The following is a 10,994-nucleotide window of genomic DNA, read 5'->3' on the forward strand; positions in this document are numbered from 1 at the left end:
GCATAGCAGCTTTGAAGAATGTGCCCACAACAGTATCACCAGCTTATGCGCGCTCAATCGGTACAAACGATGACAGGTAACTTACGGATAACCTGCTGATTTCATGGTGCAAAGCGGCAAGAAAATGCGATTCCCCGCGCGGCGGCGGACGCTGCGCGCAGCACCTCGCGCATGCCTCGCGACGCCAGGCCGCGATCTTCACGTATACGACAGTTGAAGCGGTTTTTTATTCGACCCTCACCCACACCAGTTCGGAAATGCAGTCCGTTCCCGTCACCGGGTTGCGCGCGGGCAGCGTCGTGATGTGCAGGTATTTGCCGTCGATTCTGAAACGGCGCAACTGAATCGTCCCCGTCCATGACTCGTTCCACGATGTGTCGACATGATGGGTCACCCCATCGCCATCGATGAAGGACTGCAGTTTCCACGTCGCTAGCGCTCTTTGCCCCAGCGCCAGCGAGGCGGCTCGCCCTTGAGCCAGCACACCGCGGAAAGCGCGAGCGTGGCGAGTATCACGAGTCCCGCAAACTCGAACGGGTGCCCGTGCGGCTCGAAATAAACAGCGATCAAACAGATCGACAAAACATACGCGGCTAACGCCGCCCACCCTTGCCAGGTAAGCGGAAGCCCCCACCCCCAGCCATAGCGTTTGGCTCGAAACCAGTATTTGCCAGTGCGTGACATTTCCCTATCTCCCGCGTATCGCAATGCCGCCCATCTATCCATTGCCGGAGCGGGTGTGTGCGTTGGGCAACGTGTTTCGTCCTGCCTGGCCGCGCTCCAAACCTCTTCGATGCTACACTGGCCCGTCGCGCCGCTCAGCGTTTGCGCGCGTCGCCACCGCAAAGCCAGACGTCAAGAATCGCGCTTAAAAAACATCAACGAATCGAGGTGCGCATATGGCGGAAGCACAATCATTGGCCGAGCGGCAAGCCGCTGGCCGTCAGGCGCGCGAACGTACAAAACGTTCGGATCACAAAGTAATCGGCAACGTCGAGCGCGACCCGATCGAACTGCTAGAAGCGAATAGCCGTGGCCGCGTCGAATCGCTCGTGCCGCTGCGCTATGGGCGCATGGCCGTCTCGCCCTTCACGTTCTTTCGCGGCAGCGCGATTCTGCAGGCGCACGACCTGGCGGGCACGCCCAATACCGGCATCACGTTTCCCATTTGCGGCGACGCGCATCTGATGAACTTCGGCGGCTTCGCCACGCCGGAGCGCCAGCAGGTGTTCGACCTCAACGACTTCGACGAAGTCGCCACCGGCCCGTGGGAGTGGGACGTGAAGCGTCTCGCCGGCAGTCTCGCCGTGGCGGGCCGGCATATGCGCGTCGACGAAGCCACCATCGGCGACATCGTGCGCACGGCGGTAACCGAATACCGCGACCGCATGAACGAATACGCCGAGCGCAGCGCGCTCGAACTCTGGTACGAACTCGTCACGTTCGACCGCATGATGGAGCGGGCGGCGACGGCGGAAGGCCGCCGCCTGATCCAGCGCGCCAAGGAAAAAGGCCAGACGCGCACGCACGAAAGCGTGCTGCGCAAGATGGCCGTGAAGCAGGACGACCAGTGGATCATGCAGGACGCGCCGCCCGCGATGTTCCACCCGGGCGGCCCCAACTCGCTGCTCGGCAAGGACAGCGCCTGGGCGCAGACGCAAAACTGGAAAGGCAAGCTCGGCAAGACCTTCGAAGCCTATCTTGCCACGCTCGCTTCCGAGCGCCGGTCGTTGCTGCGCCAGTTCGAGCTTCACGATGTGACGTTCAAGGTGGTGGGCGTGGGCAGCGTGGGCACGGTCTGCCTCGTCATGCTGATGGTGGACAGTCACGACAAGCCGCTATTTCTGCAGGCGAAGGAAGCGCGCCAGTCGGTCGTCGCGCAGTATTTCGGGGTGGAGGACACGCCGCACCAGGGCGAGCGCGTGGTGAGCGGCCAGCGCCTTTTGCAGGCGGCGAGTGATCTCTTCCTCGGCTGGACGACGGGCCCTGCCGGCCGCCACTTTTACTTCCGCCAGCTGCGCGACATGAAGTACTCGGCCGACATCGAACGCCTCGACAACACGCTGCTGCAAGGCTATGCGCGCGCGTGCGGCTGGGCGCTCGCGCGCGCCCACGCCAAGGCGAGCGGCAAGGCTGTGGAAATCGCCGCGTACCTCGGCAGCGGCGAGTCTTTTGCCGATGCGCTGGTGGAATACGCTCAAGCCTGCGCGATCCAGAACGAAAAGGATTACGAAGTTTTCATGGCGGCATGCCGCTCAGGCAGGCTCGAGGCGCGAAGCGACGAGGACATGGCCGCCGACTTCCGGGTCTAACGCGTTACGCACGTCAAGGCGTCAGGCCGATGCCAGATGGCACACGGCCTCGACCCGGTTACCGGCTGGATCGATGAGAAAAGCGGCGTAGTAATCGGCGTGATAGTGCGGCCGCAAGCCCGGGCCGCCATCCGAGCGGCCGCCCGCCGCGAGACCCGCTGCATGGAACGCATCGACTTGCGCGCGCGAAGCGGCCTTGAAGCACCAGTGCCGCTTGTTCGGCTCGATGGCGCTGGCATCCAGATAGACGGAAAGATAGGACGATTGCGTTTCGGCGGCGTCGCAACGCTCGCCGTAGCCGAGTGCATTGGGGCGGTCGTACACCTTGACCGCGCCCAGCACGTTCATGATCGCATCGTAGAAGGGACGCGCTGTGTCGAGATCGGGAACGCCGATCGAAACGTGATCGAGAAGCTGCATGGTGTGCGAGGTCCGCAGGCAGTCGTGAATGCCCGACTATACCGGGCGAATCACCCCATGCGGCTCGAGCGTTACCCTGCGCGCCCGGTGCGGAACACCGAAACCGCGGCGTTCAGCCGGTGCGCTTCGTTTTCGAGCGACGAAGCCGCGGCCGTTGCCTGCTCAACGAGTGCCGCATTCTGCTGGGTCACCAGATCCATCTGTCCAACGGCAATGTTGACCTGATCGATGCCCGTGCTCTGCTCCGCAGCCGCCGATGCGATCTCGTTCATGATCGCGCTCACGCGCGCAATCGCTTCGACGATTTCGCTCATCGTCGAGCCCGAGCGTTCGACGAGGCCCGCGCCCGTCTCCACGCGCGTGGTCGACGACTCGATCAGTTCCTTGATTTCCTTGGCCGCCGCGGCGCTGCGCTGCGCCAGCGAGCGCACTTCGCTCGCCACCACCGCGAAGCCGCGCCCTTCTTCGCCCGCGCGCGCCGCTTCCACGGCCGCGTTGAGCGCGAGAATATTGGTCTGGAACGCAATGGCTTCGATCACGCCGACGATCTCGCCCACGCGGCGCGAGTCGCCCACGATGTCCTGCATCGTGCCGACCACTTCGCGCGAGAGCGCGCCGCCCTGCGCGGCGAGACCCGAAGCGCCCTCGGCGAGCGTGCTGGCCTGGCGCGCGTTTTCGGCGGTTTGCTTGACCGTGGAGGTCAGTTCTTCGATGCTCGCCGCCGTTTCCTCGAGCGAGGCGGCCTGCTCCTCGGTGCGCTGTGAAAGATCGGTGTTGCCCGCGGCAATTTCGCTCACGCCCTTGTCGATCGAGAGCGCGCCTTCGCGCACGCTGCTGACCGTCTTGATGAGCGCGTCCTGCATTTGCCGCAGCGCGGACTGCAGGCGACCCATTTCGTTGTTGCTCGTCGCCTCGACCGTGCCGCTCAGGTCGCCGGCGGCGATGCGCTGGAACTGCGCGATGGCCGCGTCCACAGGATGCACGATCGCGCGCATGAGCGCGGCGCGGCCAATCCATGCGAGCAGCAGCGAGAGCACCATGCCCACGCCCACCGCGATGCTCACCGCATTGAAGCGGTCCTGCGCTTCCTGGTAGCGCTGCGCGCCGAGGTCGATCTGGCGCTTCTCGAGCACGAGCATCGCCTTTTCGTAGTTGCCATAGAGCGAAGGCAGCTTGTGGCCCTGGAGTTCCTGGAACGCGGTCTTGTCGCCAGCCTTGAGCGCCGCCAGCGCCGGCTCGACGCCGTCATGCAGGAAGCTGTTGCGCTTGGCCTGCATGTCGGCGATAAGATCCTGCGCCTCGCCTTCGCCGCTCGCAATCGACAGATAGTGGTCCAGACGCTCGTTCGAGTTCTTCAGGTACTGATCGAAGCGCTTGAGCACGGCGTCCGCGGCATCGTGGTCGCCGAGATCGGAAAGCGATGCGTTGGTGGCGAGCGCAAGGCGCAGACGCAGCAACTGGCCGGCGCTGCCTTCGAGGTCCGCCACGGCCGGCGTATTGACGGTGTACATCGTGCGCAGCGACTCGTTGCCCGCTCGCATCGACAGGAGTCCTGTGGCGGCCCCAACGACCAGGACGATGCCGAAGAAGGCAATCATCACGGTCAGGCTCGCGCGTATCGACAGCTTGTGCAGCATTCCTGGTCTCTCTCCGTGGGGCACGCGGCTCTGGGGGCCGCGCGTGTCCCAGTCGTTTTTCATCGAATGTTCCGGCGCGCTTATCCAGTGCAGCCCAGTCGTTCAGGCTGTTTAAGCGCCCAGTACATAACAACGGCAGGAGAGGTTGCGAACTTTATGGTTCGCCTCAAAGAAGTACGACCGTTAGCAACACTTCGTAATACAGATCAAAATGTGGGATGCGTGCGAGCCAATCCGCATCACGCGCTGCCCTTTTCCGAACCTGCGTCGGGTGCGGCGCCCTCGTCCATCGGCACGAGATAGCGCAGCACGTCGCGCCAGCTCACGATGCCCACGGGGCGAAATTCGGCATCGACGATGGGAATGCATGAGATCTTGTTGGCAAGAAAGAGGGCCACAGCCTCGGAAAGGCTCGACTCGGGCCGCAGCGTGAGCGGCTTGCGGCTCATGATCTGGTGCACGCGCTTGTTGAGCGTGCCGAGGTCGCGTGCGGATTCGACCACGCTGTCGATGAACGGGCTGATTGCGCGCAGCAGGTCGCGGTCCGAGACGACGCCTTGCAGTTTGCCCTCTTCGACCACGAGCAGATGGTGAAAGCTCGCCTCGGCGAAGATCTCGCGCACTGTAGCGAGCGTGTCGTCGAAACCGATGGTGACGACACGGCTCGTCATGAATTTCTCTACTTGCATACCTTCCAGACCTGAGTGGGTTCGATGTCCCGAGCCGGTCGATGCGCAGCAGATCGCAGCAGATTCCGCCGGCGGCTCGGGGCTTCAGCCCGTTATATCGACCGCGAGCGTGTAAATCTTCAGTCTGGAAGCGGCGTGAGGCGCGCGCGAACGGCGCGCCCCGGTTCCGTCACGCTTCGAGCGCAAGCGTCGCGAAGGTGGCGAGCCAGTGCTCGCCCATATAGTCGCCGGCCACGTGGTCGAGCGCGCTGGCCAGATGCAGTTGCGCGGCATCGTTGAGCACGGCCACGCGTGCGTCGCCGGCGGGCAGTGCGCGTGCGAGTGAGCGCTGACACCACGCGCGGCTCAGGTTGAGCCCGTCGAGGTGGGCAATCTTGCCGTCGCTGCGATCGGTCACGGTGGCCGGCGTGAAGAGCGTGACGGGCTCTTGCACTACGAGATTCGGCAGGAAGCGCGTGAACCACGGCTCGAAATCGGGCGCGCGCAGCACGCGGCTCATCAGCAAGGCCACGCTCAGTGCGGGCGACAGGAATTCGTCGCCGCCCGGCTCCCACGCCTGGCAGCCCGCGTCGTTGGCATGCCAGCGCGTGGCGGTGTCTTCGATCAGCGAAGCCAGCGCCGGGCGCGAGGTGGCTTTTGCGAAGTCGTAGGCGAGCGTGAGCGCGAACGCCGTGTTGAAGTGCGTGCCCACTCGCAGCGGATACGTCGCCTTCGGAAGGAATTCCTCGAAGCGCTCGACGAACCAGTCGGTGAGCGGCGCCAGCGCCACTTTCCAGCGCGCGGCCTGCGGCAACTTCAGCGTCTCGACCTGCGCCGCGAGCGCAAGCAGCCATGCCCAGCCGTAAGGCCGCTCGAAGCCGCGGTTGTGCGCGAGCGTGAGATAGGCCATCTCACCGGCCATCTTCTCCGGCGTGAAGTGCTCGTCGACCACGGCGACGATCTGCGGTCCCTCGGGCAAATCGGGAAAGCGCTCCAGCAGATGCAGCACGAGCCAGTAGCCGTGCACGCACGAATGCCAGTCGTAGCTGCCGTAAAAGACCGGGTGCAGCGCGCGCGGGCCCTGCACGTCCTGCGGGCCTTCGAGCGAATGGGTCAGCTTGTTCGGATACTCGCGCGTGAGGTGAGCCAGCGCGAGCGAGGCGAACTTCGAGGCATGCGCGGCGGTGAGGTGTGTGGTCATCGCGATCTCATTAGAACCGGAAAACGAAGGCGTACATCAGCAGCGTGTTGACGACGAGAAGCAGCACGGCGGTCGGCCATTGCGCCTTGATCACGCCGTTCTTGTCGCTCAGTTCGAGCAGCGCTGCCGGGACGATGTTGAAGTTCGCGGCCATCGGCGTCATGAGCGTGCCGCAGAAGCCCGAAAGCATGCCGATCGCGCCGAGAATAGCGGGGTTGCCGTGGAACTGATGCACGATCAGCGGCAGGCCGATGCCCGCGGTCATCACCGGAAAAGCCGCGAATGCGTTGCCCATGATCATCGTGAACAACGCCATGCCGAAAGTGTAGGCGGCCACGACCGCGAACGCCGAATTTTGCGGAATCCAGTTCGTGACGAGCTCGGACACCACGTGGCCCACGCCCGCTGCCGCGAACAGCGCGCCGAGCGCGGCGAGCATCTGCGGGAGGATCGCGGCCCAGCCCACGGCGTCCATGGTGTGGCGTGCGCCCTTGAGCGCCTGCACGGGCGAATCGCGCAACATGACGAGCGCGGCGCCGAACGCAACGAGCGTGGCAATCACGAGCGAGATGAGCGTGACGTTCTTCGCTTCGACGAAGGGCGCGTACTTAAGCGTGAGCGTGCCGACGAGCGTCACGACGGGGATGAGCAGCGCCGGAATGAAGAGCTTGCTGCCAAAGCGGCGTGCGCCCTGCTCGCGGCGTTCCACAGCCTTGGCGTTGTCGTTGCCCGCGGGGCTGCGCCCCAGCTTACCGGAGCCCGCGATCAAGGCGAGCGCGATCGCGAGGCAACCCATCACGAAATGCGGCAGCACGCCGCCGAACAGAAACGTCACGGCATAGACGCCCCAGAACACGAAGTTGACGACGCGGCGCGGGTTCGCGCGGTCGAGCAGGTTGAAAATGGCGAATGACGCGAACATCAGGCCCGCGACGACATAGAGCGATTCGAGCTTGATCACGAAGCGGCCCCCTGGCGGTTTGCGGCGTCGTGCGCGTTGGCGGCGCCGTTCACTTTCAGGCGACGCGAGAGATTGTGATCGAGCAGCTTCAGGCGCACGCAGTGGATGAGCAGCGCCGCGAACGCGGTGGGAATCGCCCAGACCGAGACCTGCAGCGGCTGAACGATGATGCCGTTCTGCTCCAGGAAGCCCTTGATGAGCAGGATCGACTGGATTGCGATGAAGATGTCTTCGCCGAAGAACACGGCGATGTTGTCCACGGCCGATGCGTTGGCGCGGATCTGCTGGCGTACGGCGTCGGGCACATCGCCGTAGCGCTTCGTGGCGGCGGCTTCGGCCATGGGCGCGATGAGCGGACGCACCATCTGCGCGTGCCCGCCCAATGACGTGAGGCCGAGCGCGGCCGTGATCTGGCGGATCACGAAGTAGAGCATCAACACGCGGCCGGTGGTGGCGGCGTGCACGCGCGAAATGAGGTGCTTTGCCTGCTCGCGCAGGCCGTTGCGCTCCAGCAGCGCGATCACGGGCAGCGTGAGCCAGATGAGGCCCATGTAGCGGTTATCGGCGAACGCCTTGCCGAACGCGCTGACAATCTCGACCGTATGCAGGCCGCCCGCAAGCCCCGTCGCGATGCCCGCCGCGGTCACGACGAGCAGCGCGTTCAGGCGCAATGCGAAACCGATCACCACGATCGGCACCCCTATCAGAACCAGCATCTCTCCTCCGCCGTATGTATTTCCGCCGGTCTCGTGATGCCGGCCGCGCGGGCGCACTCTTCCCCGTTGCACCCAATTCAGCCCAGGAATCTATCACGACAATTTATCGATAAATAGTCGATAAAGTCTGTATACGGGAAGTCCCTGGGCAGGGCGAGTCGGATGACGGCGAATCGATGCCGCCGCAACGCGGCGTAGGCTTGGGGTTGGTGGGGTTGACAGTTAGTTGCGTCTGCAGGCGGTGTATCTGAATGCCTGCGCTGCCACCAGTCAGGCATCCAGATCGAATGTGTGTTGATCGTTGGCCGCGTAAGGCGCGTCGTGGAACGACAGCTCGACACCAACGCGCTCGCCGCTTCGCACCCGGCTAATGGCATGCCGCAGGTTCACGCGGTAGTAACCGCTGCTGCCTTTGAATGGCCGCTGGGCCGTGGCGATGATCGCCGCGTCGCCCAGACCGAGCGGCACGACGGTGGGGCGCGACTGCATGCGCGGACGTTGCTCGGTCAACACCAGGTCGCCGCCCGTGAAGTCTTTCCCCGGCGCCGTGAGCAAGGCGACCACTTGCAGCGGAAAAACGTGCTCTCCGTCGCTGCGTTGATGCAGAGCCAGATAATCGTCGGTGCCTAGCCGGTTCAAATGCGACTGCGCCCACGTTTGCCCCGCCCGCCGGTTGCGCTCCGCGAATGCATCCAGCTTCGCCGGAAATCGATAAGGCATGCCAAGTACCTCGTTCCAGCGATTGGCGACGGACGCCAACTGACGATAGAACTCCGTACGCCATTGCGCCCACGGCTGCGGCAGCAGAGCGTCGAAATACAGCAGATCGCCGCGGCCGAGATCGAGTGAATCCAGCGATACGCGGCGCAACGCGTCCGATGTGCCGGCCTCGCGCGCGAGCAAGCGGGCTTCATCAGCGTCAAGGAGGCGAGGGAGTACCGCGTAACCTTCGCTATCCAGCTGCGCGGCGAGCGCGCTCCAATCCAGCTTGTCGAGTGTGTTCACGGATAAAGTCATGGGGTGTCAAAAGCCAGGCAGCGTTGCGGTCTTCGGAACCTCGTGCGTGGCAGGGATCGCCTTCTCGTGTTCGAGCAGCCAGCGCTTGCGATGCAAGCCCCACGCGTAGCCCTTCAACTCGCCGTTGCTGGCGATCACACGATGGCACGGCACGACGATAGCGATGGGATTCGCGCCATTCGCCGCACCTATGTCGATCGCCGCGCGCGGGTCTTCGAATCCCAACGCCTTCGCGAGCTTGCCGTAGCTCGTCGTCGTGCCAACTGGAATGCCGCGCAATGCGGCCCAGACCTTCTCTTCGAGGTCCGAACCCGCCATGACAACAGCAAGAGAATCGAGCACGTCCAATTTGCCGGAGAAATAACGCGTGATAGCGTCGGCAATCGAAGCCGGCGCGGCGGCGTCGATCAATTCGGCGCTGCCGTATCGCTCGCGCAAACCACGATGCAGACGCGAGCGATGATCAGAGAATTCGAGCGCATGCAGCCGATGCTGCACATCGCTCACCAGCATGAGGTCGCCCAGCGGCGACTCGATATGGCTGAGAAACAGTTGCATGATGCAGTCCTTCGCGTTTTGCGCACGCTACCGTGAATCGTGAAAGATCAGGCCGACGGTATGACGCTTGCCGCTGCGCACCACGCTCACGCCGTGCCGCATGGCGACCCTGCGCGTGCCGCCGCGCCGGTTCGCCGCCGGACGCTGGTTCACGGTGAACAGCACCGCATCGCCCTGCTCCAGCGGTATCACTTCAGCGCACTGCCCGTTCGACGCGCTCTGCGTCATCACGAACTCGCCGCCCTCGAAGTCGACGCCTGGCCGCGAGAGCAGCATCGCGACCTGCAACGGAAACACATGCTCGCCGTAGAGGTCCTGGTGCAGGCAGTTGTAGTCGCCTGCGCCGTATTCGAGGATGAGCGGAGTCGGGCGCATCTGCCCTGCGCGGTGGCATTGGTCGAGAAAAGCGTCGAGGTTGTCCGGGTACTGCGTGTCGATCCCCAGTTGCACGTTCCAGCGGTTGGCGACAGGCGCGAGGTACGGATAGAGCGCATGGCGCAAGCGCTGAAGCAGCGACGGCAGTGGATACGCGAAGTACTTGTACTCCCCGCGTCCGAAATTGTGGCGCGCCATGACGATGCGCGAGCGGAAGCCATCGTCCCTCGCATACAGGGCGGCGAGTTGCGCGCATTGCTCGGGCCTGAGCACGCGAGGCAATACGGCGTAGCCGCGCGCATCGAGCGACCGCTCGATCTCGACCCAGTCATACGTTCCGGATTCCGGCTTCTCCGCCCTCATCGTTCCGGTTTTCATCGCGTCCGTCCCTCCTCTCGCCGATATCGCATACAGACCAACGATACCCCAACGCAACGCACGTTCCGATCCGAATGTTGCGCTCCAATTCGACGCGAACGTCATGGCAAGAAACGGGTATCTGCACGGCCCCCCTGCTCGATATCGTTCATTTCAGGCGAAGCAATCCTGCTTCACCGTGAATCGAGATCAGCAAGGAGTCGAACATGTCGATGGAAGAGGACAACAAGGCGATCGTTGGCCGCTGGTTCACGAGCTTCTGGGGCGAAACCTGCGACCTCGGCATCGTCGACGAGCTAGCCGCGCCAGACATGCTGCTCAAGTATTCGCTGCACGAACCGCGCCGCGGCCGCGAGGACATCAAGGCCTTCATGACAGGCTTTCGCACGGCGTTCCCCGATCTGAACTTTTGGGGCGCGGCCGATCTCATCGCTGAAGGCGAGTTCGTGGTGGGTCAGTGGGAAGGCGGCGGCACCCATTCGGGCCCGGCGTTCGCGGACTTTCTCGCAGGATCGTTGCCGGCGGCGAGCGGCCGCAAGATGCATTTCACCGGCACGACGGTGTTGCACCTGAGGAACGGCAAGATCGTGGAAGAGATCGGACTCGACGATGGCGTAACCGCGCTGATATGACTCCCGGTGTCAATCGGAATCGGTTTTCAAGATCTAGTCCATGGTTAGAGTAAATTTCCTGAGGGCGGCGTAGCAGTAAATCTCGACGGTGGATCAAGCTGATATTCGCGGGTTGGTTA

13 protein-coding genes are annotated in these 10,994 nt (G+C 63.7%); 2 read left to right on the forward strand and 11 right to left on the reverse strand.

The window, feature by feature from the left end; genetic code table 11:
- Nucleotides 1-226 precede the first annotated feature (226 nt).
- Nucleotides 227-394, reverse strand: a complete 168-nt coding sequence (locus tag VSR72_RS27345) for a lipocalin-like domain-containing protein (protein WP_342955471.1) — start codon at nucleotides 392-394, stop codon at nucleotides 227-229.
- 38 nt (nucleotides 395-432) lie between these two features.
- Nucleotides 433-684 (reverse strand): hypothetical protein, encoded by a 252-nt coding sequence (locus VSR72_RS27350; RefSeq protein ID WP_342955472.1) that lies wholly within the window; start codon nucleotides 682-684, stop codon nucleotides 433-435.
- Between the two features lie 215 nt (nucleotides 685-899).
- Here VSR72_RS27350 and VSR72_RS27355 point away from each other — a divergent pair, with 215 nt between their 5' ends.
- Nucleotides 900-2,312: a DUF2252 domain-containing protein gene (locus tag VSR72_RS27355; protein WP_342955473.1), complete on the forward strand. Its 1,413-nt coding sequence runs from the start codon at nucleotides 900-902 to the stop codon at nucleotides 2,310-2,312.
- 21 nt (nucleotides 2,313-2,333) lie between these two features.
- Here the strand turns inward: VSR72_RS27355 and VSR72_RS27360 are convergent, their stop codons facing one another.
- The 9 genes from VSR72_RS27360 to VSR72_RS27400 all read right to left on the reverse strand — a co-directional run bounded on the left by VSR72_RS27360 (nucleotide 2,334) and on the right by VSR72_RS27400 (nucleotide 10,243).
- Nucleotides 2,334-2,732: a VOC family protein gene (locus VSR72_RS27360; RefSeq protein ID WP_342955474.1), complete on the reverse strand. Its 399-nt coding sequence runs from the start codon at nucleotides 2,730-2,732 to the stop codon at nucleotides 2,334-2,336.
- A gap of 71 nt (nucleotides 2,733-2,803) precedes the next feature.
- Entirely contained in the window at nucleotides 2,804-4,369 is a 1,566-nt protein-coding gene (locus tag VSR72_RS27365; protein WP_342955475.1) for a methyl-accepting chemotaxis protein, read from the reverse strand.
- A 239-nt stretch (nucleotides 4,370-4,608) separates the two neighbouring features.
- Entirely contained in the window at nucleotides 4,609-5,058 is a 450-nt protein-coding gene (locus VSR72_RS27370; RefSeq protein WP_342955476.1) for a CBS domain-containing protein, read from the reverse strand.
- 169 nt (nucleotides 5,059-5,227) lie between these two features.
- Entirely contained in the window at nucleotides 5,228-6,238 is a 1,011-nt protein-coding gene (locus tag VSR72_RS27375) for a DUF2891 domain-containing protein (RefSeq protein ID WP_342955477.1), read from the reverse strand.
- A gap of 10 nt (nucleotides 6,239-6,248) precedes the next feature.
- Nucleotides 6,249-7,199, reverse strand: coding sequence for a DUF979 domain-containing protein (locus VSR72_RS27380; protein WP_342955478.1), 951 nt, complete (start codon nucleotides 7,197-7,199; stop codon nucleotides 6,249-6,251).
- A complete protein-coding gene (locus VSR72_RS27385; protein ID WP_342955479.1) occupies nucleotides 7,196-7,915 on the reverse strand; it encodes a DUF969 domain-containing protein in 720 nt (239 codons plus the stop codon). The genes VSR72_RS27380 and VSR72_RS27385 overlap by 4 nt, the downstream gene beginning before the upstream one ends.
- Nucleotides 7,916-8,185: 270 nt before the next feature.
- A complete protein-coding gene (locus VSR72_RS27390) occupies nucleotides 8,186-8,932 on the reverse strand; it encodes a 2OG-Fe(II) oxygenase (protein WP_342955480.1) in 747 nt (248 codons plus the stop codon).
- Nucleotides 8,933-8,938: 6 nt separating this feature from the next.
- Nucleotides 8,939-9,490 (reverse strand): methylated-DNA--[protein]-cysteine S-methyltransferase, encoded by a 552-nt coding sequence (locus VSR72_RS27395; RefSeq protein WP_342955481.1) that lies wholly within the window; start codon nucleotides 9,488-9,490, stop codon nucleotides 8,939-8,941.
- 27 nt (nucleotides 9,491-9,517) lie between these two features.
- Nucleotides 9,518-10,243 carry a 2OG-Fe(II) oxygenase gene (locus tag VSR72_RS27400; RefSeq protein WP_342955482.1) on the reverse strand — a complete coding sequence of 242 codons (726 nt, stop codon included), beginning with the start codon at nucleotides 10,241-10,243 and terminating at the stop codon, nucleotides 9,518-9,520.
- A gap of 206 nt (nucleotides 10,244-10,449) precedes the next feature.
- On the opposite strand from VSR72_RS27400, the gene VSR72_RS27405 reads away from it, so the two are divergent.
- Nucleotides 10,450-10,875, forward strand: coding sequence for an ester cyclase (locus VSR72_RS27405; RefSeq protein WP_342955483.1), 426 nt, complete (start codon nucleotides 10,450-10,452; stop codon nucleotides 10,873-10,875).
- The last annotated feature ends 119 nt before the right edge of the window (nucleotides 10,876-10,994 follow it).

Origin of the sequence: Paraburkholderia sp. JHI869 (assembly GCF_038900775.1) — a bacterium.
Classification (GTDB): Bacteria; Pseudomonadota; Gammaproteobacteria; order Burkholderiales; family Burkholderiaceae; genus Paraburkholderia.